General features: G+C 42.5%; 24 protein-coding genes. 10 read left to right on the top strand and 14 right to left on the bottom strand.

From position 1 onward, the window contains the following. Window positions 1–152 precede the first annotated feature (152 nt). The gene (locus tag ACFFRD_RS33980; protein ID WP_392480245.1) at window positions 153–1,439 is read left to right on the top strand and encodes a lipid-A-disaccharide synthase; all 1,287 of its coding nucleotides are present in this window, start codon (window positions 153–155) and stop codon (window positions 1,437–1,439) included. Window positions 1,440–1,477: 38 nt separating this feature from the next. Here ACFFRD_RS33980 and ACFFRD_RS33975 read toward each other — a convergent pair whose 3' ends face one another. The 6 genes from ACFFRD_RS33975 to ACFFRD_RS33950 form a co-directional block, all read right to left on the bottom strand. Continuing rightward, window positions 1,478–1,864 carry a hypothetical protein gene (locus ACFFRD_RS33975; RefSeq protein WP_163932268.1) on the bottom strand — a complete coding sequence of 129 codons (387 nt, stop codon included), beginning with the start codon at window positions 1,862–1,864 and terminating at the stop codon, window positions 1,478–1,480. Between the two features lie 122 nt (window positions 1,865–1,986). After that, on the bottom strand, window positions 1,987–2,445 hold the full coding sequence (locus ACFFRD_RS33970) for a type II toxin-antitoxin system YhaV family toxin (protein ID WP_392480244.1): 459 nt from the start codon (window positions 2,443–2,445) through the stop codon (window positions 1,987–1,989). Beyond that, on the bottom strand, window positions 2,438–2,773 hold the full coding sequence (locus tag ACFFRD_RS33965; protein ID WP_392480243.1) for a hypothetical protein: 336 nt from the start codon (window positions 2,771–2,773) through the stop codon (window positions 2,438–2,440). Before ACFFRD_RS33965 ends, ACFFRD_RS33970 begins: the two co-directional genes overlap by 8 nt. Window positions 2,774–2,864: 91 nt before the next feature. Beyond that, a complete protein-coding gene (gene mutS, locus ACFFRD_RS33960; protein WP_392480241.1) occupies window positions 2,865–5,498 on the bottom strand; it encodes a DNA mismatch repair protein MutS in 2,634 nt (877 codons plus the stop codon). A 291-nt stretch (window positions 5,499–5,789) separates the two neighbouring features. Continuing rightward, the gene (locus ACFFRD_RS33955; RefSeq protein WP_392480239.1) at window positions 5,790–7,340 is read right to left on the bottom strand and encodes a metallophosphoesterase family protein; all 1,551 of its coding nucleotides are present in this window, start codon (window positions 7,338–7,340) and stop codon (window positions 5,790–5,792) included. Window positions 7,341–7,504: 164 nt separating this feature from the next. Further along, window positions 7,505–8,476 (bottom strand): YegS/Rv2252/BmrU family lipid kinase, encoded by a 972-nt coding sequence (locus ACFFRD_RS33950; RefSeq protein WP_114081215.1) that lies wholly within the window; start codon window positions 8,474–8,476, stop codon window positions 7,505–7,507. 196 nt (window positions 8,477–8,672) lie between these two features. Between ACFFRD_RS33950 and ACFFRD_RS33945 the strand changes: the two genes are divergently transcribed. Beyond that, window positions 8,673–9,095, top strand: a complete 423-nt coding sequence (locus ACFFRD_RS33945) for a lysozyme inhibitor LprI family protein (protein WP_392480238.1) — start codon at window positions 8,673–8,675, stop codon at window positions 9,093–9,095. 177 nt (window positions 9,096–9,272) lie between these two features. Here the strand turns inward: ACFFRD_RS33945 and ACFFRD_RS33940 are convergent, their stop codons facing one another. Next, entirely contained in the window at window positions 9,273–9,950 is a 678-nt protein-coding gene (locus ACFFRD_RS33940) for a response regulator transcription factor (RefSeq protein WP_012410149.1), read from the bottom strand. A gap of 233 nt (window positions 9,951–10,183) precedes the next feature. Between ACFFRD_RS33940 and ACFFRD_RS33935 the strand changes: the two genes are divergently transcribed. Continuing rightward, a complete protein-coding gene (locus tag ACFFRD_RS33935; protein ID WP_392480236.1) occupies window positions 10,184–10,513 on the top strand; it encodes a phycobilisome rod-core linker polypeptide in 330 nt (109 codons plus the stop codon). A 510-nt stretch (window positions 10,514–11,023) separates the two neighbouring features. Further along, the gene (locus ACFFRD_RS33930; RefSeq protein WP_392480235.1) at window positions 11,024–11,575 is read left to right on the top strand and encodes a Uma2 family endonuclease; all 552 of its coding nucleotides are present in this window, start codon (window positions 11,024–11,026) and stop codon (window positions 11,573–11,575) included. A gap of 42 nt (window positions 11,576–11,617) precedes the next feature. Here ACFFRD_RS33930 and ACFFRD_RS33925 read toward each other — a convergent pair whose 3' ends face one another. The 3 genes from ACFFRD_RS33925 to ACFFRD_RS33915 all read right to left on the bottom strand — a co-directional run bounded on the left by ACFFRD_RS33925 (window position 11,618) and on the right by ACFFRD_RS33915 (window position 12,799). Next, window positions 11,618–12,184 (bottom strand): Uma2 family endonuclease, encoded by a 567-nt coding sequence (locus tag ACFFRD_RS33925; protein WP_392480233.1) that lies wholly within the window; start codon window positions 12,182–12,184, stop codon window positions 11,618–11,620. A gap of 106 nt (window positions 12,185–12,290) precedes the next feature. Next, window positions 12,291–12,509: a CopG family antitoxin gene (locus tag ACFFRD_RS33920; RefSeq protein ID WP_179074030.1), complete on the bottom strand. Its 219-nt coding sequence runs from the start codon at window positions 12,507–12,509 to the stop codon at window positions 12,291–12,293. Further along, a complete protein-coding gene (locus tag ACFFRD_RS33915) occupies window positions 12,506–12,799 on the bottom strand; it encodes a BrnT family toxin (RefSeq protein WP_392480231.1) in 294 nt (97 codons plus the stop codon). The genes ACFFRD_RS33920 and ACFFRD_RS33915 overlap by 4 nt, the downstream gene beginning before the upstream one ends. Before the next feature lie 238 nt (window positions 12,800–13,037). Here ACFFRD_RS33915 and ACFFRD_RS33910 point away from each other — a divergent pair, with 238 nt between their 5' ends. From ACFFRD_RS33910 to glgA, 3 genes are all read left to right on the top strand, one after another. Further along, window positions 13,038–15,308 (top strand): PAS domain S-box protein, encoded by a 2,271-nt coding sequence (locus ACFFRD_RS33910; RefSeq protein WP_392480229.1) that lies wholly within the window; start codon window positions 13,038–13,040, stop codon window positions 15,306–15,308. A gap of 143 nt (window positions 15,309–15,451) precedes the next feature. Further along, entirely contained in the window at window positions 15,452–16,423 is a 972-nt protein-coding gene (gene hemC / locus ACFFRD_RS33905; RefSeq protein ID WP_392480227.1) for a hydroxymethylbilane synthase, read from the top strand. 131 nt (window positions 16,424–16,554) lie between these two features. After that, window positions 16,555–17,994, top strand: a complete 1,440-nt coding sequence (gene glgA, locus ACFFRD_RS33900; RefSeq protein ID WP_392480224.1) for a glycogen synthase GlgA — start codon at window positions 16,555–16,557, stop codon at window positions 17,992–17,994. Window positions 17,995–18,159: 165 nt separating this feature from the next. On the opposite strand, the gene ACFFRD_RS33895 is transcribed toward glgA, so the two are convergent. Continuing rightward, window positions 18,160–19,458: a HEAT repeat domain-containing protein gene (locus tag ACFFRD_RS33895; RefSeq protein ID WP_392480222.1), complete on the bottom strand. Its 1,299-nt coding sequence runs from the start codon at window positions 19,456–19,458 to the stop codon at window positions 18,160–18,162. Window positions 19,459–19,750: 292 nt separating this feature from the next. On the opposite strand from ACFFRD_RS33895, the gene ACFFRD_RS33890 reads away from it, so the two are divergent. The 3 genes from ACFFRD_RS33890 (at window position 19,751) to ACFFRD_RS33880 (ending at window position 22,262) form a co-directional block, all read left to right on the top strand. Further along, a complete protein-coding gene (locus tag ACFFRD_RS33890; protein ID WP_392480220.1) occupies window positions 19,751–20,551 on the top strand; it encodes a DUF1838 family protein in 801 nt (266 codons plus the stop codon). Window positions 20,552–21,084: 533 nt separating this feature from the next. Further along, window positions 21,085–21,324: a hypothetical protein gene (locus tag ACFFRD_RS33885; RefSeq protein WP_163935259.1), complete on the top strand. Its 240-nt coding sequence runs from the start codon at window positions 21,085–21,087 to the stop codon at window positions 21,322–21,324. 32 nt (window positions 21,325–21,356) lie between these two features. Beyond that, window positions 21,357–22,262, top strand: a complete 906-nt coding sequence (locus ACFFRD_RS33880) for a HEAT repeat domain-containing protein (RefSeq protein ID WP_392480218.1) — start codon at window positions 21,357–21,359, stop codon at window positions 22,260–22,262. Between the two features lie 47 nt (window positions 22,263–22,309). Here ACFFRD_RS33880 and ACFFRD_RS33875 read toward each other — a convergent pair whose 3' ends face one another. The 3 genes from ACFFRD_RS33875 to ACFFRD_RS33865 all read right to left on the bottom strand — a co-directional run bounded on the left by ACFFRD_RS33875 (window position 22,310) and on the right by ACFFRD_RS33865 (window position 24,266). Continuing rightward, window positions 22,310–22,918 carry a HEAT repeat domain-containing protein gene (locus tag ACFFRD_RS33875; RefSeq protein ID WP_163935264.1) on the bottom strand — a complete coding sequence of 203 codons (609 nt, stop codon included), beginning with the start codon at window positions 22,916–22,918 and terminating at the stop codon, window positions 22,310–22,312. Window positions 22,919–23,127: 209 nt separating this feature from the next. Continuing rightward, complete coding sequence (locus ACFFRD_RS33870; RefSeq protein ID WP_012410161.1) at window positions 23,128–23,622, bottom strand: bleomycin hydrolase; 495 nt, start codon at window positions 23,620–23,622, stop codon at window positions 23,128–23,130. Between the two features lie 86 nt (window positions 23,623–23,708). Then, window positions 23,709–24,266 carry a bleomycin hydrolase gene (locus tag ACFFRD_RS33865; protein WP_012410162.1) on the bottom strand — a complete coding sequence of 186 codons (558 nt, stop codon included), beginning with the start codon at window positions 24,264–24,266 and terminating at the stop codon, window positions 23,709–23,711. Between the last annotated feature and the right edge of the window lie 288 nt (window positions 24,267–24,554).

The following is a 24,554-nucleotide window of genomic DNA, read 5'->3' as shown; positions in this document are numbered from 1 at the left end:
TACAACGAGCTACGCCTACGCTCTATTTTTACTGTACTTTGGATACAGGTATTAAATCCTACTTACAAATGATACTATCGCTGATAACTTAGGAACGAATTAATTAATATTTGCCTCTTGACTAATGACCCCTAACTCTTGACCATTAACTAATGACTCAAGTAGATATTCTCATCCTATCAAATGGCCCTGGTGAGGTAACAACCTGGGTGCGCCCAGTAGTAAGGGCATTGCGGCAAAAATTCGGCGATGACCGAAATCAAGTGAGGATCAGTGTAATCTTATCACCTTGCTCAAATGCTAGTGGTAAAGAAGCTGCGATCGCACTTTCTTATCCAGAAGTAGATAGAGTACAGGCGGCAGAGCATTTTTGGCAATTTTTGCTCTGGGGTAAAACTATTGACAATTGGGACTGGAGAAGTCGCGGTGTAGTTGTTTTTCTCGGTGGCGATCAAATTTTCCCTGTAGTTATAGGTAAAAAGCTCGGATATCGCACAGTAGTTTACGCTGAATGGTCAGCCAGGTGGCATAACTGGATTGATCGTTTTGGTGTGATGAAACCTGAAGTTGCTGCTCGCGTCCCCCAAAAATATGCTCACAAATTTACCGTTGTAGGTGATTTGATGGTAGAAGCTAATAGTCATTCGTCATTAGTCACTTGTCATTTATCCTTAGCAAACGACAAAGGACAAATGACTGAATTGATTGGTCTACTCCCTGGATCAAAAGCAGCAAAATTAGCCCAAGGAGTACCATTAATTTTAAGTATTGCCGAATATGTTCACGCGAAAAGACCGCAAACTAAATTTGTAATTCCTGTAGCCCCAACTTTGGATTTACAAACTTTAGCTAGTTTTGCCGATCCTGAAAGGAACTCTATTGCTGAAATCTTTGGCTTTGGTGGTGCTTCCTTAATTGTCCCAGAGGACGATAAAGGCAAACCATTGCTCGAAACAGCAACGGGCGTAACTGTAGAACTGTGGCAAGAAAACCCCGCTTATCACTTATTATCCCAGTGCTGCATCTGCTTGACGACAGTGGGGGCAAACACCGCCGAACTCGGTGCTTTAGCAGTGCCAATGATTGTTTTACTACCAACCCAGCAACTTGATGCTATGCGTGCTTGGGATGGTTTACCTGGGTTGTTAGCAAATCTGCCAGGGATAGGTACACCCTTTGCTAACGTAATCAATTGGTTATTCCTAAGATTCGTAAGACGCAAAGGTTTATTAGCATGGCCAAATATCTGGGCAAAGGAAGAGATAGTACCAGAACTTATGGGTAAAATTCAACCGGCAGAAATTGGGGAAATGCTTCTAGACTTATTAGCCCATCCAGAAAAGTTGGATGATATCCGCGCTAAACTCCGTAATATTCGTGGCGAAAGCGGTGCAGCCCTGAAGATAGCACAGATTGTTTGCGAGGAAATTGAGAAGTAGAAGAAGTTGCAGTAAGCTTTTCTTGTTCGTCTCTCTACTTAGTCGGAAGATTCTCCATCCCTGCGCCCAAGTTCATAAATCCCGGCACCCATACAAGCTAATATTCCTGTACTAATTCCCCAACTCTCACCTAAACTAATTTCCAAACCCCAGTTACATAAAGCACCAACTACCAAAAAAGGCGTGATGCTAAATAATGAGGCGTAGAAAGCATTTTGAGCTTCTCTGCCTTTGCGAGTCTTTTCAAACTCTGTCTGGCTAGTATAAAGCGATCGCTCGGCAAAGTTAAACCAACGGTTGAGTTGTTCGATTACCCATTGATTGACAGGGGAAAAACCTAGATATAGCGCCAATGACCACAAACTCGCTCCGGCGATCGCGATCGTGTCTAACTCAAAGGAAAAAGGCAAAATTTCAGTTAGCATTGCTTATGGGAGTCCTGCAAAGGGTCAACTTTAGCTTTTAGTAGATGCTAAAAAAACCTCTTGTGCAATTTTAAGCATAAAGGTCAACAAGATTTCAACTAGTTGACAACTCTCTTCCTCTTTTAATCCTCCGTTACCTCACAATCTGTCAACAACTCATCTAAACTGTCTGAAAATGTCCCTCGTTCAACCATCTTAGTAAACACCTGGTAGCAATCATTTTTCGCTCCCTGTTTACGTGGAAATCCTAACCACAAAATTACAATCACTTTCAACTGTTCCGTATCAAACGCCCTAAAAAATAGCCGATACCGCTCCGGTAGACCCATCTTTTTCACGCGTCCATAGCGTTTCAATGCCCCCGTCAAGGCAAAATGACTTGCAAACGGGTCAGAAGGGATCTTACTTTCAATTGCAACAGTAATCGCTGCAAATAACTTTACCGTTGTATGGGTTTTATATTCAGCCTCTGGTAATTGCTCCCGTAAACAGGAAACGCGCTCAAACAATTCTTTATATTGAGTAGCAAATAGTTGTGGATGAAAGTAAACTCCCCACCCATTACTGGCAAAATTAGCCATCTTCTAATAACTCATCGTCTAATTCCACACCTACAATTAGTTCGTGGGCAACCTCAGACATTTCAGTTGTATAAGGTTGCAGCGTATTATTTTTAAGCGTTTCTGTCATAGCAAAATCGAGAAACAGCCGCATCATTACTGAATCTTCTGCATCTTCATCATCACCAGATTGAGTTACAATCCGCAAAATTGCAGTATCCGGCGACAATACCTCTATCCAACCATCTGCATTGGCAAACTGAGGATGCTCCAGATAAAACTCAGCAGGTAGCCTAAACCCTGCACTGTTACCAATTTTGGTACTACGAATGTTGTAAGAGTTGCTCATCTTCAAGCGTATCTACAATGATGTACTTACATTATCGTCATTTATCATGCAATGCCGTTAGCCTGAATTGTTAAGGCAATGCAGTAAGATATCAATCCAGATTTTGCAGCCCCATCGCAATTTTACTATGCTTCTCAATTTGCCCCATCACTTGTTTGGCTCGTTGAATCACCACTGCTGGTAAACCCGCTAATCTTCCCGCTTCAATACCGTAAGACTTATCTGCGCCTCCTGGTTGGACTTGGTGTAAAAAGATAATTTGGTCGGGTAATTCTTTTACCGTCACTTGATAATTAGCTACATTCGGTACAATGCTAGCTAGCTCATTCAATTCATGGTAATGAGTCGCAAAAATCGTTCGCGCCCGAATATCCACTGCGATATATTCCGCCACGGCCCAAGCTATAGAAAGACCATCAAATGTTGCTGTTCCCCGACCAATTTCATCTAATAATACCAGCGACCTAGACGTAGCATGGTTGAGAATATTCGCCGTTTCATTCATTTCCACCATGAACGTAGATTGACCAGTTGCTAAATCATCTACTGCACCTACACGGGTGAAAATGCGATCGCATATTCCCAATTTGGCAAACCTAGCTGGTACAAAACTACCAATCTGCGCCATTAACTGAATCAATCCCACCTGACGCAAATAACAACTTTTACCGCTAGCATTTGGCCCGGTGAGGATAATTAAATCGGGATTGTCATTTGTCATTTGTCCTTGGTCATTTGTTATTTGTTCTTGATTATCTGCTGATGACAGATGACTAATGACTAATGAATCTTGACCCAATTGAGTCGAATTCGGCACAAAGAAACCCGCAGGTAAAGACTGTTCCACCACCGGATGACGGCCATCAACAATGTTTATCTCCCTTCCCGACAACATTTCTGGACGACAGTAACCTTGATGCACTGCCAACTCAGCCAAACCACACAATACATCTGCTGCCGCCACTGCACGAGATAGATTGCGAATTACCTCCGCCTCTTGTGCTACCTCTTCCCGCAATGCCGTAAAAATCTCATATTCCAATTGATTTAAATCATCCCGCGCTGAGAGAATCCGCGCTTCTCGTTCCTTCAAATCTGGGGTGATGTAACGTTCCTCATTGGTCAGGGTTTGCTTGCGGATGTAATTAGCAGGTACTTGGTCAGCTTTGGTGCGGGAAATACTGATGTAATAACCAAAAGTTTTATTAAATCCTACCTTCAATGTCGAAATTCCCGTCTTCGCCCTCTCCTCAACTTCTAAGTTGGCAATCCATTGCTGGTCTGCTTCTACAGTCGCTTTTCTTTCATCCAAAAGAGGATTGACGCTAGGGCGAATCAATCCACCTTCTTTGATTAGTATGGGTGGCGACTCCACAAGGTGCGCGTGTAACTTTTGTGCTAATTCTTCTAACACACTTGGGACTTTCTGCAAAGCTTTGAGAAATGGAGAATGCGCTTCAGTTACTAAATGAGATAATTCTGGTAAACGTGAGAGAGAATCTGCCAAAGCTACTAAATCTCTAGCATTCGCTGTACCAGAACCAGCCCTTCCGGTGAGGCGTTCTAGGTCATAAATTTGGCGTAATAACTGCCGCAAATCTTGACGCAGGGGTGTATTTTCCATCAATTCTTGGATAGTCTCTTGCCGCGCCCGAATGCCTTTAATATCGAGTAATGGTTGCAATAACCACCGCCGTAAAGCCCGCCCACCCATCGCTGTACTCGTTCTATCCAATGACCAGAGTAGGGAACCGTGAAAAGTGCCATCCCGGACGGTTTGGGTAATTTCTAGGTTACGGCGGGTTTGACTATCAACAATTAAGTAGTCGGTGACAGTGTAGGTGCGGAGTCTTTGCAGGGGAACTGGGTTTTCTTTTTGAGTATCTTCCAAGTATTCTAAAAGACCACCAGCCGCACGAACAGCAAGGGGAAGATGATCGCAACCGAGTCCTTCGAGCGATCGCACTTTAAATTTCTGCAATAATCGAGGTCTAGCTTCGCCTTGAGAAAATGGAACTTGCGATCGCAAACTATAGCAAAATGATGGTGGCAAACACTCCGGTAGATGAGGTGAAGTTTCTCCCGGACGCAGTAAACTACCCAAATCAGGCGCATTTGTTGGAACTAGCACCTCTGAAGGTTGCAAGCGCATTAATTCCTGTGTCAAATGTTCTAAATCACTACCTTGAGTTGTCAGAAATTCCCCTGTGGAGATGTCTGCATAAGCTAAACCCCAATGATTTGCGGCAATTACCACTGCTGCAAGGTAATTATTGCGACTGGATTTCAGCATTCCTTCTTCCAGCAAAGTGCCTGGGGTAAGAATGCGCGTTACTTCCCGCCGCACCAATCTACCAGCAGCTTCCGAAGCATCTTCTACTTGGTCGCAAATTACAACTGCATAACCTTTTTCTACTAGCATCGTCGCGTAGCGTTCCCAAGCGTGATGTGGAACACCAGACATCGCCACTCTTCCCTGTTCGCCAGCTTGCTTGCTAGTGAGGACTAATTCTAATTCTTGTGCTAGTTTTACAGCATCTTGGAAATAGCATTCAAAGAAATCTCCTACCCGATACAACAATACCGCGTGAGGATATTTATCCTTCGTCTCGACATAATGCAAGTACATTTGACTTAGCTTACTGCGATCCACCTGTAGATGGTCAGAAATAAAAGTACTTGCGTCGGGTTTGGTAGATGGAGTTTCAGAGTGAGAGGCGGTCATAGATGCTATCAAGTTACGCACGGAAATTCCACAATATCCGATGATAACGTGATGTGAAAGTTGAATGGCGATCGCTCAAGGATATTTTACCAAGAAGGGGAAAACAAGGGTGTGGGAGGTGTGGGAGGTGCGGGAGGTGTGGGAGGATGGGGAAGAAAGAAGTCTTACCCCCCACACTCCCCTCTCTCCTGCCATTCTTCTATCGTGTGTACATAACAATCTCGAAGAAAGAAGTCTTACCCCCCACACTCCCCTCTCTCCCCACACTCCCCACACTCCTCTTCTTCGACTTTAGATGATCAGTGGCTCAAGTTCCCGATTATGCCATTGTCGCTGATGCCATTCGGCAACCAAAGGACGGACAATAAACTTAGGCTGTCCATCGCCTTTAACGTCAATGCGTAAACCTGAATAAGGTCGTCGCTTCTGAGAACCTTGACCGTTGCGACCAATAAAGAGATGCGATCGCGCCACTAATTTATTTTCCTCCATTAAATCTGCTCCCTCAATCCTTTGGCGGCGCAAACTAAACCCGCTACCACCACAAACAAGCCAGTGGATACCAGAATCAGCGTGTCCTGTATCCATTGTCTCAAGATGTTCTAAGCAGTGGGCGTGACCGTTTAATACCAAATTAACCAAAGGACGACCCTGATTTAGAGAACCTATTTCTTTCGCTACTGCATCCAGCACCCCACGGAAGCGATCGCGAATGATTAAAGTTTGTGCTTGTTCCCACTTTGTCGCCTCAGTTACATAAGGAGGATGATGGAAATAAATCACTCTTCCCCGAACTTCTGAATTATTCCAAGATTCAATTAATCTCTTTTTGAGCCAGTCTAGTTGTTCAATATCAGTCTGAATTGTTTTATTAGCAGCTAGTTGTTTCTCGATATCAACAATAATTTCTTCAATTTGTGACAGTTTGGCGTGGTAATCGTCCAATTGATCGGCTTCAATGGGGTTTTCAGGACGAAGCTTGGCCGAGGTTTCAATAATGTACTGCTTTTCTTGCTCTAAATCTTCACGGCGCTTTTCTAAGATTTTGCGATCGGCATCACCTTTTTTTGTTTTAGGTAGAGGTGGTGGATCGTTAAATGTATTAGAATCCAAGGCGAAGAAATCAATTCCGCCATAGCGAAAAGTGTAGTAACGATTGGGAAGGCGGGTAAAATGCCCAGGTTCATACTTAAGACAAAGACCTGTATCTGTCTTACCTGTGTAGTGCTGATCTAAATGGCTGCTTAACTCTCCTGGAAGCTGCAATGCTTTCAGATAGTCTATAAATGCGTGTGCGTAGGCTTCACCGGTTCCTGAGCCATGCAAACCCACATCTAGGTCTAACCGCGATCGCAACAGACGACGAAGGGGTAATGTTGTGAGAGAGGCCAAGCTCAATAAAATGGGCAAGTTATAATAATCGTGATTTCCCGGTACTGGTAAAATGGGGAGCTTAAAAGTCATCTGGTCATAAGCAATCCGCTTCGGATGCTCTCCGCCCAAGATAAACTCTCGGTAAGGCTGAATGAAGTTTTGCTGGTAGTATTCACTCGAACCCACTAAATAAATCACATCCCCGGTATGCAGCATAAAACGGGATTCATCGTGATGGGGCAACATCAGTTCAGCTATCTGTCGTTGGGGATTGTGTCCCCGATGCTTACCAGAACCACTATCACCCACAACTAAAAATGAAAACTCAGGATTATCTCCTTGACCATCCTCCAACACCAGGCGAGTTTGGTCGATGTTCCGTTCCACAATTAACGGATCTTGCCACCTTACTCGCTGATTCATTTTACGAATTTTGTTAGCGATCGCTGGATCTGATACAAGTTTCAATGCAACATACTCCTGAATCTTGAATTGCAGGGAGAAGAGGGCAGGGGGACAAGGGGACAAGGGGGCAAGGGGACAAGAGGTGAGAACTTGAAACAAGTCTTTCCCCTTGTCCCCAATTCTCCTTGTCCCCAAGTCCTCTTCTCAATTCCCAATTCCCAATTCCCTTACTCTTCTACCGTATCTTTCATCTCAATAGTCAAATTAGGAAGTCCTTCTAGTTTTTCGGTAGGCTCAACTTCTTCTACTAATGGCACAAAAATCTTCAACCCACCTGGTATGCACTTAATTTCTACTGGTGTTGTGCCGACTATTTCACCATCTAGAACAACCTTTTGCGGTGGCTCAGTTGTAATTTTGAATTGTTTGGCTCGCAGAAAGCCAATATCATCCCGTTCTACGGCGTTACCTGTAGAAGCCGTTTGAAATAGATGGAATGTAGCAGCGATCGCTCCTGCTTTGTTTGCTGGAGCTACAATCGTTAAATCTAGTAAGCCATCATCATAAACCAAACCTGCTGGCCCCTGAGCTAAGACTGAAGTGGGAGGCGCGGCATTTGCGACTGTGACTGCACAGGCACTAGTTTTAATTATTCTGTCTTCTGTTTCAATTTCAACATCAAATTTACGTAAATTTCTCAGTTGCTGAATTCCAGCGAAAACATAGGCCATCATTCCAAAGCGATTTTTGGCATCTCGGTCTGCCAATTCTACAGTTTCAGCTTCAAAGCCAATACCTGCCAAGAGTACCATTGGGCGATCGTTGCAATAGGCTACGTCTACATGACGGGTTCCTCCCTGCAAAATTGTTTCACACGCACCTGCGATCGTGTCAGGAATTCCCAAAGCTGTGGCAAAAGCGTTTGCTGTTCCTCTGGAAATGATGCCAAATGAAATATCAGTACCTACTAAAGCCGCTGCCGCTGCTGAGAGAGTCCCATCTCCCCCCGAAGCAATGATTGTATCCACCCCTCGCTCTACGGCTGCATAAGCTAGTTGATCTGCATCAATTTCTTGAGTTGTGAGATGAATATCTAGATCAATATCTGGCTCTAATATTGCTCGAATTTCTGCCAGTTCTATATCTGGGTCTCCCTGACCCGCAACTGGATTAAAAATAAGACAGGCGGAACGATTCATAAAATATAAAAGCTAAACTTTATTTAGATCACTAAAATACCAAATTCTTTCTAGCATTCTTGTGAAATTTTGCCTTCCTTCTGACGGCTGGTTTATCTTTTGTAACAAGTTTATAAGTCTTCGGCGTTGAAACATATCAATACTGCACATTTTGGTATCTTTTGTCTATACTTGCCTAAACAATAAAATTTTTGTTATGCGTCAATTATTACTAGTTTTGGCAAGTATGCTAACTCTTAGCAGTTTAGATACCCCTTCAATGACAATGGCAGGCATAACGCCTGATTTACCCCAGATTCGCCTAGCTCAAAAATTTAACTGCAATAATCCTCAAACTCAAGCAGCAATTAATGAATGCGCGAAATTATCTTATCAGAATGCAGATAAAAGACTGAACCGAGCTTATCAACAATTGCTACCTACCTTAGAAAAATCTAGGAAGCAGAAATTGATTGCTGCACAACTTGCATGGTTAAAGTTTCGAGATACCAATTGTGAGTTTGAAAGAAGTAAATATGAGGGAGGGAGTATTGCCCCTAGTATTTATGCTGGGTGTCTAGAAAATCTCACAAAACTGCGTACCCAAGAATTACAAGAATATCTTAAATCTGACCCTTAAGTACTTTAAATAGAGTATTTCACAAATTAGTAGCGAAAAAAAACTGAAATCTCTGCGAGCCTCTGTGCTACTCTGCGTTGAAAAAAATAATATTTTTAAACTCAGAGTCAAAGCAAACAAAGTAGAGTTTTTGCTAATAGCTGAAATCTTCTCAAGTGGTCTATATAATACAACATTTTATTCGAGTTGTTTAAGACGGTAGCCAATACCATGAACTGTTTCAATAAAATCTTCAAAAGCTCCGGCTGCTTTGAGCTTCTGACGCAGGCTTCTGAGATGAACTTTCACAGCATGTTCTTCTGGAGGTGACTCTAGCGACCAAATATGTTCAATAATTACGCTGCGACTAAGGACACGACGACCATTTCGTAGCAATAACTCTAATATGCCGTACTCTTTTGGGGTTAAATGTAGCATATTTTTCCCATAACTCACTTCATAAGTGCTGGGGTTGAGGTGCAAATTGCCCCATTCCAAAATCGGTGGCGATGAAACGTTACCCCGACGAAGCAAGGCGCGAATTCGGGCAAATAGTTCTTGCAAATCCACTGGTTTAACGACATAATCATCAGCTCCCGCATCGAGTCCGGTGATTTTATCGCTAACGGTATCACGCGCAGTAAGCATGAGAACAGGCATACTGTAGCTGTGCGATCGCAGTCGATGGCATAAACTAATTCCATCTAGCTCTGGTAACATCACATCAAGCAGCAGCAAATCATAATCCAGCATTTTGGCTTGATTCCATCCAGCCTCACCATCTGTCACCACATCAACCATATAACGCTGGTCTGTAAGGGCTTCTGCTAAAGTCTCGGCAAGGCGTACATCATCTTCAACTAAGAGAATCCGCATAAATTTTTTTTAAACCATACAACTTATGTTTAAAACTATCTGCGGACTCCCATTGAGAAAATATTGCAAAAAGTAACAATTTCTAGTTTTCGTTGCTTCTTTCCGATTTCTTTACCATTTCATGAGTGATTTCCTTACTTTTTATATGTAATTTTCTATTCTATGTAGGTTTTTAATAACCTCCTTTAGACGTTCTAAAAGAACTCTATGTTTAGCCAGGAGATTTTCAGAAAATGACTTTTGGGCAAAGTTCACATTTAGGTGTCAGCCTGTTTGAAGACAATCACTCAACTGGAGGAGTACCTGGTTATTCAGCAGAAGAACTTGAGGTTATTATCAGGCTTATATATAGACAGGTTTTAGGAAATACGTATGTGATGGAAAACGAACGGCTTACTTTGCCTGAGTCGCAGTTTAAGCGGAGCGAAATCAACGTCCGCGAATTTATCCGTCTGGTAGCAAAGTCAGAGTTATATAGTTCCCGGTTTTTCAGCAATTGTCCTCGTTATCGGGTAATTGAGTTGAACTTTAGGCATTTGCTTGGTCGCGCTCCACTTAACTGAAAAAGGCTGAATAGACGATTAAGCGTTTATTTATGCCTTTGTGCGAGCTAAAAAAATGCTTTATGCAAGAAATTTATTTATCCAAAAATCGATGTAACTATTGCATTCATCTCAAATTATTTGAAGCAAAACAATGTTGCCGCCACAAGCACATAAAAAGCTCCAATGTTGGATAAGAAGCCGTCATTTAATATGTTCCGGTCACTTTTTTATATTTGAAACTATAGACTATTCTTGCGTTGATAGATTTACTGACTGTATAGCCGCTCTAGGAGGAACATTAATTTCTGTTGAGCCGATTGACAAAATTTGGATGGGCGACCATCGACAGGTTCTTCTTTATCGTGTCAAAGCCAGTTTGTTTACACCTTGTCATCAGTTAAGGCAATACTGGTTTAAGTATGGTGGTTTGTACACTAGATTTGATAAAAATTGTTAATTTGTTTTGATTTATAGCGACTTATATAATTGCGTTAATATGTATGTTATTAGGTAATAAAAATTGTCTCTATGACCGTAACTACAGCTAAGTGGACAATAGATGAATATCACCACATGATTGCGGCAGGTATACTAGATAATCGGCGTATAGAACTACTAAAGGGAGAAATAGTAGAAATGCGACCGGAAGGAGAACCTCATGCCTACTTCAGCAGTGAAGCTGGAGAGTATCTGATTCAACTTTTAGGCAATCGTGCCACAGTTCGCCCTAGTAAACCGATTACCCTTCCTAACAACTCTGAACCTGAGCCTGATATTGCTGTTGTACAAAGATTGGGACGTGAATATTTAGAACATCATCCCTATCCTGAAAATATCTTTTGGTTGATCGAATATGCAGATTCCAGCTTAGATAAGGACTTACAAATAAAAACTAAAGTCTATGCTGAAGTAGAAATTCCTGAATATTGGGTAGTTAATCTTAGAAAGCGACAACTTATAGTATTTAGATATCCTCAAGATGGAGAATATGCTTCAAAAAGCACATTAACTGGAGGCACTATTTACCCACAAGCATTTCCAGATTTGGCTATATCAGTAAATTTCATTGTGAGTATTTAGAACTAGAAACCGATTATTTAGCGGTAATTTTAATATATATTCTCACTCTGCTTTCATCTTTAACCATCCAAATACTTGTTCTACTGTCAACTCTAAATCAACACCATCTAGAACAGTCAATTTATCTTCTCTATGACAAAATTCTGGTTGTTGATGTGGTTTAAATATGAGAACTGAGCGATCATCAGGATCGATTAACCATCCTAGCTGACAACCATATTTTAGGCAGTGTAAAATATTATTGGTAACTCGATTAGAACTTTGATCTGGAGAAAGAATTTCAATTGTCCAGTTTGGAGCAATTAACACATCATCTACAGGTTCTCCGTTATCGTCAAACTCAATTTGTTGCCAACGAATAACCGCCACATCTGGAACAATTGAGCGACCACCAAAAGTACAACGCAACTCTGGAAAAGCATAAGCGATTTGCTTTTTCTCTGTGACTTCATTAATCCCATTAATCAACTTACCCTGAAGTCGAGAGTGGCGGGTTTTCGGCATTGGTTTCTGGATAATCTCACCATCAATATAAATACTTGCAGGCTTTGTTTCTGGTAACTTCAGAAATTCTTCTAGGGTTAGGGATGCAGATTTTGCAACACTCATGATTTCTGCCACTCCGAAAGTCCTACATCCAGTTTATCAATGTTCGGAACTAGCTGAATGCAACAAGGCGATCGCCTATACATAGCATTAACTCAAAAGCGCTTTGTTAGGCGTTGTTCACCCACTCCAGTGAGGGTTTACGCCGTGATCTTACACAATCCTGTAAATAAAGGTTGATCAGGCTCTGATAGGAAATGCCAGTTTCTTCGGCAAGAACTTTGAAGTAATCAACGATATCCTCCTCAAGCCGAATCGTCACTTGCTTCTTAAGTTTTTTAATGTACGGATTCTTGATAGATTGAGAAAAATCATACTCTTCTTTCATGAGACAAAACTCTGATATTGTTGACACTCCCGCTTAGTAGCTTTACGAGCCGAGATAATGCGGATAACCTCCTCGCTTTCCTGATAGAGATGACACACCAGCAACAAACGTAGTGAATCACTCATTCCCAAGAGTATGTAACGATCCTCTTCTAAAGAATGCTCAGGGTCATAGAGTAAGCGAGCATTCTCGTCATAGAAGACGGTTTCTGCCTCATTGAACGATACACCGTGCTTTTGCTCATTAGACCTAGCTTTTCGCTCATCCCACTCAAATCTCAACTCGCTCATACTTACAGTGTAATTACAATGTATATCATAAGCAAGTTGAGTGGACTAGAAAATATAAATTTTCCAATTCTCACTCAAAGCTCAACTTTGTCGCGGATAATGCAGCAATTTTGTCTACGATTTGATACATATTCCGATCCAATTGAAGATGCTTGATGAATGCTCTATTGGGAGAATTTCCAAACGTGAAGCCTAACACGCCCAAATCCAGACTTTATTTCTCCAATCTCTCATTCCTATGCTAATTCCCGATTTTAGCGTTATCAATCTCGCCCCTTTCGGTGTTGGCTGTAGCATTATTACCTTGGGGACAATTTACTATTTTCTCAATCTGGAAGTAACTAGAAGGCAACGAGCAGAAGTGATACTGCGGCAACAAACTGAGCGGGAGCGACTAGTAAACCAAATTGCTCAACATATCCGTGAATCTTTGGAATTAGAGGAGGTTCTGACTACCACTGTTGCAGAAGTGCGCGAGTTTCTCCAAGCAGATCGGGTTTTAATTTATCGCCTTTGGGAAGATGGGACGGGTAGCGCAATTACTGAAACAGTTTTACCTGAATATACAAAAATTTTAGGAGAAACCTTTCCAGAAGAAGTGTTTCCTAGAGAGTATCACCAAGCTTATTCATTGGGGAAAACCCGTGCGATCGCTAATGTTGAACAAGCTGATGTCGAATTATGCTTGGCAGACTTTGTAAAACAGTTCGGTGTCAAAGCCAAGTTGGTAGTGCCAATTCTCCAAGAGAATCGGGAAGCAGATAAACAACGCGATCGCCAAACTCCTGCTTCTCCACCTTATCTTTGGGGCTTATTGATTGCTCATCAGTGCGATCGCACCCGTGTATGGGAATCTTGGGAAATTGAGTTGATGAAGCAACTTGCAACCCAGGTGGCGATCGCTATTCAACAATCAGAACTTTACAAGCAGCTACAAACACTCAATGCTGAATTAGAACACCGCGTCCAACAACGGACTCAAGAGCTAGCTAAAGCTAATGTCTCTTTAAGAGCAGAAATAGCTGAACGTCAACGCACACAAGCAGCATTGCAAGCTTTGATTACTGCCTCTCCTCGTGCCATCTTCACGCTTGATTTAGAAGGGAATGTGAAAATCTGGAATCCTGCTGCTGAACGGATGTTTGGCTGGACGGAGGCGGAGGTAATCGACCATCCTAACCCAATTTTTTTAGACGATCAATTAGAAGAATACAACACTCTGCAAGAAAGTATATTACAAGGGACAACTTATACCAGAGTGGAATTGCGCCGCTTTAAAAAAGATGGCACTGCGATCGATATAGTTTTCTCTGCTGCTCCCTTGCATGATAGTGACGATAGTATCAACGGTATGGTGGCAGTAATTGCCGATATCACACACCAAAAGCAGCAGGAAGAACAGGTAAGGTTACTGCAATCTGTGGTTGTAAATACTAACGATGCGGTAGTTATCACCGAAGCACAACCAATTGGCGAACCTGGGCCGCACATCATTTATGTTAATGAAGCATTCACCCGAATCACAGGTTACAGCCTGGAAGAAGTGTTAGGTAAAACGCCCCGTATTTTGCAAGGGGAAAAAACAAGTCGGGCGGAACTGGATAAAGTTTGGACTGCTCTTTCTCGTTGGGAAACAGTTACCGTTCAGGTAATTAACTACCGCAAAGACGGCTCGGAATTCTGGAATGAATTTAGCATTGTCCCCGTAGCCGATCAAACTGGCTGGTATACCCACTGGATATCAGTACAACGTGACATTACAGAGCGCAAGCGGTTAGATGAAATTCGGATGGCGCTAGAGCGAGAAAGAGAACTTAGTGTGCTGAAAACACGTTTTTTCTCAATGGCATCTCACGAGTTTCGCACTCCTCTAAGTACTGCCTTAGCAGCTGCCCAATTGCTAGAAAACTGTCAGGATGAATGGGAGAACTCTTGTAAGCGACTGAGGAACTTGCAGAGAATTCAACTCTCTGTCAAAAATATGGTTCAAATGTTAGACGATATTTTAACCATCAATCGAGCCGAAACTGGAAAACTAGAATTTAATCCTAAACTCATAGATTTAGAAGGATTTTGTGGTTATTTTGTCGAAGAAATGCGGCTAAGTACAGACCAGAGGCACACACTTAGCTTTGTTTGCCAAGGAAAAGCTGTTCCTGCCTCAGTAGACGAAAGGTTGTTGCGTTCCATTCTCTCTAATTTACTGCTGAATGCGGTTAAATATTCTCCTCAAGGAGGGAATGTTCATCTTAGTCTGGAGTTTCAATCAGATACGGTGATTCTCCAGGTGCAAGATCAGGGTATTGGGATTCTGTTAGCAGATCAAAAGCAGTTGTTTGAGCCGTTTCATCGTGGCAAAAATGTCAAAAGCATTCCTGGTACTGGATTAGGATTGGTAGTGGTGAAAAAGTGTGTGGACTTGCACCAGGGTCATATTAACATCACCAGTGAAGTAGGAATAGGTACAACTTGTGCGATCGCTCTTCCACTAAAAGATAAGTCTAATTAGTATTGTTCGAGATTCCTCAAACCAGCTTTTGGTAAAGAATTGTAATCCAAAATCCAAAATCCAAAACCCAAAATTCTTATGAGTCCCTGACTACGGTAGTCTAGATGAGAGTGAATTTATCGCCTTGTTTGATATATTGTTTTATGACTTCAGTTGTTTCTAGTCCCCCACGCACTATTCGGATCGGTTCACGCAAAAGCCAACTTGCTCTAGTTCAAACCTATTGGGTACAAGAGCAACTCCAACAAAGCTTTCCTGATATCACTTTTGAAGTCCACACCATGTCTACCCAAGGCGACAAAATCCTTGATGTAGCATTAGCTAAGATTGGCGATAAAGGACTTTTTACTAAAGAACTTGAAGTGGGAATGCTCAATCAAGAGATTGACTTTGCAGTTCATTCCCTCAAGGATTTGCCGACTAACTTACCAGAAGGATTGACACTGGCAGCAATTACTGAACGGGAAAATCCAGCCGATGCCTTAGTTGTGCATGAAAAGCACAAAGATAAACAAATCGATACTTTACCCGAAGGTGCAGTAATTGGGACATCTTCGCTGCGGCGGTTAGCACAGTTGCGCCACCACTTCCCCCACTTTACTTTTAAAGATGTGCGGGGAAACTTAATTACACGATTGGCAAAACTGGATGCAGGCGAATACGATGCCTTAATTTTGGCAGCCGCAGGATTAGAAAGATTGGGAATGAGCGATCGCGTTCATCAAATTATCCCCAAAGAAATCTCTCTCCACGCAGTTGGACAAGGTGCATTAGGGATAGAATGCCGTGCTGATGATAGTGAATTGCTAACTCTACTCAAAGCAATCGAACATCCTGCAACACGCGATCGCTGTCTCGCCGAACGTTCTTTTCTGCGCTCTTTAGAGGGCGGATGTCAAGTACCTATTGGTGTAAATACAGAAATCTCTGGTGAGAATTTGACCTTAACAGGCATAGTTGCCAGTATAGATGGTCAAAAGTTGGTAAAAGATACCGTCACTGGAATTGCCAACAATGCCGAAGCGTTAGGCACAGAACTAGCAGAGTTATTACGGCAACAGGGAGCGCAAGAAATTTTATCAGAAATTTTTGCGGTCATTCAACGCGGTTCCTAAGCAATTGGGCAAGCCGATGTGATTAGATAAGAATTGATCGTCGTTGTACCAAAGACGCGACAAATTGCGTTGGTCACGATCATCAAGTTAATTTGACAATTATAGACAGAATCGGGGAAGCAAAAATTACCATGCGGATTCTATTTGTTGCAGCAGAAGCAGCACCCATTGCGAAAGTAGGAGGAATGGGTGATGTTGTTGGGGCATTACCCAAATTTCTGAGAGAAATGGGGCATGATGTGCGGATATTCTTGCCTTACTATGGCTTCCTGCCAGACAAAATGGAAATTCCCAAAGAACCCATCTGGCGGGGGTCTGCCATGTTCCAGGAATTTGCTGTTTATGAAAGCGTTCTGCCTGGTACTGATGTTCCCTTGTACTTATTTGGACATCCCGTCTTCCTACCTCGCCGCATTTATTCTGGAGATGATGAAGACTGGCGGTTCACTTTCTTTTCCAATGGTGCAGCCGAGTTTGCCTGGAATTACTGGAAACCAGAAATTATCCATTGTCATGACTGGCATACGGGGATGATTCCGGTGTGGATGCACCAAGATCCTGATATCACCACAGTCTTTACCATTCATAACCTGGCTTATCAAGGACCGTGGCGTTGGTATTTAGAGAAAATTACTTGGTGTCCTTGGTATATGCAAGGACACAACACAATGGCCGCAGCAGTACAATTTGCCAATAAGGTAAATACAGTTTCGCCCACTTATGCCGAGCAAATCAAGACAGCTGCTTATGGTGAAACATTAGAAGGTTTGCTGTCTTTTATTAGCGGTAAGTTATCTGGGATTATCAACGGGATTGATACCGAAGTTTATAATCCCGAAAATGACAAATATATTGCCCAAACCTTCACTGCTGATACTTTAGATAAACGCAAAGCCAACAAAATTGCTTTGCAAGAAGAAGTAGGATTAGAAGTCAACTCCAAAGCCTTTTTAATTGGGATTGTTACCCGATTAGTGGAACAAAAAGGCATTGATTTGATATTGCAAATCCTCGATCGCTTTCTATCTTATACAGATGCACAGTTTGTTTTGTTGGGAACAGGCGATCGCTACTATGAAACTCAGATGTGGCAATTAGCATCCCGTTTTCCCGGACGCATGGCAACTTACTTACTGTATAACGATGCCCTGTCCCGTCGGATCTACGCCGGTACTGACGCTTTCTTAATGCCTAGTCGTTTTGAACCATGCGGTATTAGCCAAATGATGTCTTTGCGCTACGGTTCTGTACCTATTGTTCGCCGCACAGGTGGATTAGTTGACACCGTAAGGCATCACGACCCCGAAAATGCCGCAGGTACTGGTTATTGCTTTGACCGCTATGAACCGCTAGACCTTTTCACTTGTATGATCCGAGCTTGGGAAGGTTTCCGTTTCAAACCTCAATGGCAAGAACTACAAAAACGGGGCATGAATGAAGATTTTAGTTGGTATAAATCTGCTAAAGAGTACGTCAAGTTGTACAGGTCAATTTACGGTTTGCCAGAAGAAGAGGAGACAGCAAAACCAGAGTTAGTGTTAAACGAAGCAGTTACCACTAGTAAATCCTAAACTGGTAGGGGCGTACATTTTTGCGTCCCTAGCGTTTGTAACTAGTGAGTTCCATGAACCTCTCCCTGTCTTGAACTAAAGTTCAAGTCTGTCCCTTTCCGACTCGGAGAGGGGAAGGTTTTACTTAGTAAAGCCAGGGAGAGGTCTTTTTATTCAGCTAATTAGTTAGACAATATGAGCCGTCGAATTCATATATTGATTACTCGTCGCTTTCGCTCTAATTAACCAGTCACCATCATGAGCGCAAATTTGCCGACCAGAGGAGTCTCCTAATTGGTCTAGTGCCAATAGACAAGCATATTTCAAATCCCAAATAGGGGTATTGAGGCAAATTTTGATTTCAGAAATTGCTCGTGCATCACCCAATTCACCAAGAGCGATCGCACACGCCGCACGAGATTTCTGAAACTGGGGTTCGCGATTGTGTAGGTTTTCTATTAACAAATCGTAGGCGGGAGCATATTTCAGCCAGCCAAAAAGTTTCATTACATGATAATGAGCGCCATAATCGTTATATGCCTTATCCCCATAAGTTGTTAAAAGTGCTTGGGGTGCTTCTTGGGGATAGATATCTAGTAAAGTTTTTGTCGCCAAATAGCAGCGTCCAAAATCGGTTTCGTAGAGTTCATTAATGACAAAATCTAATACCGGGGTCGCGTCATACTCATGTACTAAATCAAGGTCATTTGGATGATCGTAAAGTACTTTTTCTAAGTAAGGTTGAATTTCTGTAAAGGTAATTTCACCATTGGGAACGCCTGCATCCAAAAGCATTCGCAATCCTCGCAAGCGAAACACCAAAGATACAGGACAACGAGCAATTTCTGGGATGGCTTTGTAGTAGCGTGCATCAATCAAGTCTTGAATGCAACCGCGCCGTGCATTGACGCTAGAACTTTGCAGCAGCGCCATCACCTCAGTGATTTGGGAGTAGTCACCGCTAAAACGACAAACTGTAGCGATCGCAGCACTACGCGTAGGTTCATCTTCAGCTTGAGTAAATTTATTTACACGTTCCAAAGACGGCTGATAGTCAGCATTAGCTAAAGTGTGAATAATAACTCGATAAATTTGACCTGGTTTATCCAGTAGTTGAGCCACTTCTTCAAGAATATCTGGATCTTTAGTCCCGATTTCCCCAATCGCCCACACGGTATTTTCAACAGTATAAATATCATCATCTTTAAGACACTGCCGAATTACAGGTAAAGCTGATTCAGCCTGCAATCGCCCCAGGCTTTCCACAGCCTTGCGTCGGACAATACGATGGTCTAACTCATCAGGGTTACTAGTTTCAATCGCTCGTACCAAAGCCGCGATCGACTGTTCAGTGGGATAATTAATCAGATGGGAAACAGCAATATACTTATCAGAAGCGTCTTCGAGTTGTTCTAATGGTGTATCGATAATTGCGATCGCTTGTTCTTCTGTTAGCCCAAACATTTTAAAAAAACGTTTATCCATTGATCTATAAATGGCTCGTGGATAATTGCTCAGAGTTCATGTTTACTATCGTACTAGGGACTGGGGACTACAAAATTTTTTTGTGTAAGCTCTGTTAGATGAACGTTGCTATGTCTAGCGACAAACCGCTTTGCATCTTAGTAGTCATTTTAAAATGATAAGAGTCCTATAAGACTCATATTTAATTTTTCCCTAGGTACAACAAAAAAAGCTTTCTTTCCTATTGCCTTTTTCCCCCTTACTATTGCCTTTTAAGCCAAAGTACATCACAAATAAAAGCGAATGCCTATATATGAATGATTATTTAGATGATTATGAATTTAACAACCTCGATTTTTACAGAAAAAATCATGGGTTACAGCTTTATTACAACTGGTCTGGAGAAATATGGTGGCAAGAAACGCCAGACAAGCCAAAAGAAAAATTGTTCTCTATTATTGGGATGAATGCTACCAAAGTATTCCTCAAAGCCGATCCTGAACATGGCGAAGTCGGATATCGCATCAATAGAGAGTTGGGTTTATTTTGCGATCCAGATACTCAAGAAATTCTGCACTTTTGGCAGTCACCAACAGCAAGTCAACCAGTACCAGTAGTTCACATTGCTAACCGCATTGTCCAAGGCTCAGTCAAACCAAAGAAATCTGTTATACCCAAAGGCAAGGGATACATTACCTCGGTTATGGAAATTCCTTTAGAATACCCACATCCTTTAGCAGGAGATAGTAAATATTTAGATTATTGCCCTGGAGAAAAGTTTAAGGGAGTTGAGTACTTTATATCAAATACTTGCCGACCTGATGCTACTGAAGTCCCGCCGGCAAAATGGGCGAGAGACTGTCCTTGGTTGCCCTGGATGAAATTAGGATATGCTCATCCAGCTAAATTAAGATTTGAAACAACAATATTTAGAGTAGATTCTTTTGAGCAGCTTCATCCTAGCTTGGTCAAGTTGGTGAGGGAAAAAGTACCAATTTATGAATTCACGCCAACAGAAAGTGACGAACCCAATGTGACGAGCATTCAATACTTCAAGAAAAATTTTGAATCCTACTTGCGAGGAGATATTTTCCCACTAGAGGAAACATCTTAAAATAATTGGGAATTGGGAATTATGCGATCGTAAATAGACCATGCTGTGCCCTTACGAAAGAATATGGTTTTTAACCATAATTCATATTTGGTATTTCTTGTCAATGCATAAGTTCTAAAAAGTAGCTCTTTCAAGGTGACTCGTAAAATCTCTTATTTTTTCTCAGCGTTCTCTGTGCCTCTGCGGTTTAAAAGTATTGTTTCTAACTACAGAGGCGCAGAGGACACAGAGCATAGAGATCAAAGAGGAATCTATTTACCAAAATTTTTACACACCTTGAAAGCTCAACTTTATCCATTTTTCCCTTCGGTTCGACTTTTGAAGATTTCTATCAAAAAGCTTTACCAGTGGTAACGCGATCTGAGAAGATCGGAATGTATGCATTTGTCAGCTATTAGTTAGTTGCCTCTTGCCAATCGTTTCATTTTATGTATTTGCTAAGTATTGATCTTTAGCAAGTAACCAAATATAACCGATAGTCGAACACTGACTACACATCATTCATATAAACACGCATTTAGGAAACAAAAATTATGGATGAAACCTCAGAATTCACAACAACCGATAACATAACTCCTCAAGATGTTGCCGAAGTGATTGCAGAACTTGAGCTATATCGGGAACGTCTAGTTCAAGAAACTACAGAAACAGCAAAACGAGCGAAGTTGATGAGAGTTAATGTTATGGCACAACTGGAGCCTGAACTTGCCAAAATTGATTCTGCTCTCCAGGAACTGCGTAATCAGCAAGCTGCTCTGAGCGTCAATAACTAGTAATTATCTTGATAATTTACCTATAAGTCATAATGCTCAACTCGAAAACTCAATCCGGGAAAGATTCGTTACATCTTTCCCAGGCAGAAACTGATGCTTTACTTGCAGCAGTTAATGAGCAATTAGCCTTAAACTCCTTCAACCCTGATGATCAAGAGCTACTCAAGCAGATGATTGAGAGTATGGGAGACTCACGGGGGATGGTTAGGTTGAGTTTTGCAGAGGCGCTGGGTAAAGTCGGTAAACCAGCGACCCCTTTATTAATGGAAGCTGTGGCAAATCACCCCAACCCAGTTGTACGCAGAGCCAGCGCCAAAACCCTGACACTGATTGCCGATCCGATCGCAGTTCCCACCTTGGTTAATGCCCTCCTAAATGATGAAGATACAGTGGTCAAAACCTCGGCGGTGGGGGGGCTTGCCAAAATCGGTGAGGCAGCTGTGCCAGCATTGCTGAAAATCTTAGCGTCAACAGAGTATCCAGAAAGTGCTAAAGGACATGCTGTGTGGGCGCTGGGATTTATTGGGGCAGAAGCGAAGGAGCATTTATATCGAGAAATTAACTCAGACTCGGCTGATGTTCGCGCTGCTGTGGTGGGTGCGATCGCTAAAATTGCTGAAGAAGGTACTGAAGAAGGAGCATTTGACATTCTAGTGAACGCTCTCACCGATTCATCCCTAATGGTGCGGTGTGAAGCGGCATCTGCTTTGGGCAGTCTGGCTTATCAACCCGCGATTCCTAATTTAGTTGAGTTACTGCATCATCCAGATTGGGAAACTCGGAAAGCGGCGGCTCTGGCATTAATGAAAATTGGCGATCGCACTGCCTTAGAACCCCTGCAAGCCGCATTAACCCAAGAAGAGGAAGCAGGAGTTCAGGCAGTGATCAAGTTGGCGATTTCTCAAATTGAGAGACAGTTAGAAGAAGATTCTTGGTAATAAACCCTATTGGGATTGATGAAGGTAGTTGTATTTAAGAGCGATCGCTATCCTCTTTTATAATTAATCACCTGATCTAATCGGGGCAAAGCACTCACTGCTGATTCACGAACATAGGGATCGGCAGATTCATCATTAGTTAATGCTGTCAACACTTCCACTCCCCGCATATCACCCATCGAACCCAGTGCATTAACAATCGCTACAGCCAGGGCAACATTATCTATTGTTTTCAGAGCCTCAGCCAGAATTTCAAAGGCAGGAGAACCAATTTCACCCAGTGCCATTACTGATGCAATATAGACAACGGCATTTGGATCATTGAGCGCTGTTTTTAATCCCTCTAACCCCTCAACTGGGAAAGGAACATCGGGATGGTTAGCAGCAACCTGTGCCAGAGCCTTAGCACAACTACCCCTAATGGTTGCATTCTCGCTATTTATTAATGAATCTACCAATGATGGGACAGCATCTGTACCAATAGCACCCAGTGCCTTAACAGCAGCACGACGGTAAGTCACATCTTCTTCATCCAAAATACCCATCAAGCGAGAAATCGTATTTTCATCACGAACATCAGCCAGTTCCCACATGGCTCGTTCTCGCAGATTAGGGTTGGGGTGTTTTAACTGTTCAAATAATGAATCTATTGTCATAAAAGAAAATTTCCCTGTTTAAATCCCCCAGGTTCAATCATTAATTACGAATTACGAATTACGAATTACGAACTACGAATTAAAAATTAGTAACAACTGAGGGACTCTTGATCAATCACTCAACCAGATACAGGCAAAGCAACAGATTGAGAGTCCCTAAGTTTTAGAGTATGACGATCGCTCGTCTACGTCTAGTCAAATCCTATTACTTATGAAAGGGAGTTGATTACGTAGTCGAGAAGAGCGCGGAACTCACCTAATGCTTGAGGAGACAAGTCACGAGGAGAACAAGCGCGATCGCGAGTGTAGGTCAATGCGGTAACGTAGGGAGCAGTAGGCAGACCTAAAGAGCGGTAAACTTCACGAGCGCCTGCAATACCCCACTCATCCAGAGGGCCAGTACCGCCCACAACTAAGCTGTAGTTGATCAAGCGTAGGTAGTGCTTGATGTCGCGGAAACACTTGTCTTTCTTAACTTGAGTGTCGCCAGCTTCACCTTCTTGGGTCAAGTAAGGATATTTCTTAAAAGCAGCATCATAAGCTTCTTTAGCGACTGCATCAATACCAGCAGCCAACTTTTCAGCAGCTTCTAAACGAGCGCTAGCACGTTGAATGCTACCTTGAACGGATTCTAGATCAGAGGTGGTTGGAAAACGACCTGCTGCATCAGCAGATCCAATAACCGTAGTGATAACTGATTTCATTGCTTTTTATACTCCAGATTAGATGTGATCGGGTTTTGTATTTCAGTTGGCTTGACTAATAGGCTTAAGACATTAGCGATTAGCAATTAGCTCAGAGCAGAAATAACGCGATCGAAGTAGCTAGCAGCTTCAGCAGCTAGAGCAGAGCAGTCGCCTTGAGGAGTGTCAATCTTGCGGAATTTTTTGCCAGCGTTAGCTTCAGTGTTGGTGTTGGTGATGTGAGCGACGCTGATAGCCTTCAGGATTTGGAAAGCACGTACAGAAGATCCAGTAGGTACGCCCAAAGCTGTGTAGGTTTCTTTCAGACCGTTCAAAGCGCGATCGTCTAATACAGAAGAATCGCCAGCCAATAACGCATAAGTTACATAGCGCAGAACGATTTCAGCATCACGTAGGCAAGCAGCCATCCGGCGAGTGGGGTACAAGTTACCACCAGCTTGAAGCAAACCTGTGTTTTCACAAGCAATACCAGCAATGGCATCAGAAACTGCACAGCTAGCGTTGCTGGCGATCGCATTCACAGCATCAAGGCGCTTGTTGCCTTCAGCAATGAAAGACTTAAGGGCTGCTAAGTCAGCACCACCGATAGGAGCGGTTTTGGCATCAGCCGCAATTACAGCTCTGGAAAAAGCATCAAGAACCATGAGTTCTCCTTAATATTCACAAATGGCGGATATTATTTCTGGCGTGTTCTCGATCAGAATTAACTGTGAGTAGCCAAACAAAAACATAGGGGATCAATAGCGCCCTAGTCTTTACTATGAGAGACAAAGTAATAATCTGTAATATTTAATTTGGGTATAGGGGATTGGGGATTGGGCATTGGGAATGGGGAATAGGCAATAGGCATTGATTATTCCCTATTCTCCTCTGCTTCTCTGCTCCTCTGCTCACTGCTCTCTGTCTCTTCCAATGCCTACTAAAAAATTAAG

This window comes from Nostoc sp. C110 (assembly GCF_043099725.1).
In the GTDB taxonomy this organism is placed as follows: Bacteria; Cyanobacteriota; Cyanobacteriia; order Cyanobacteriales; family Nostocaceae; genus Nostoc; species Nostoc muscorum_A.
The sequence above is the reverse complement of the archived record's forward strand: the minus strand, read 5'-3'. Positions and strand labels throughout refer to the sequence as shown.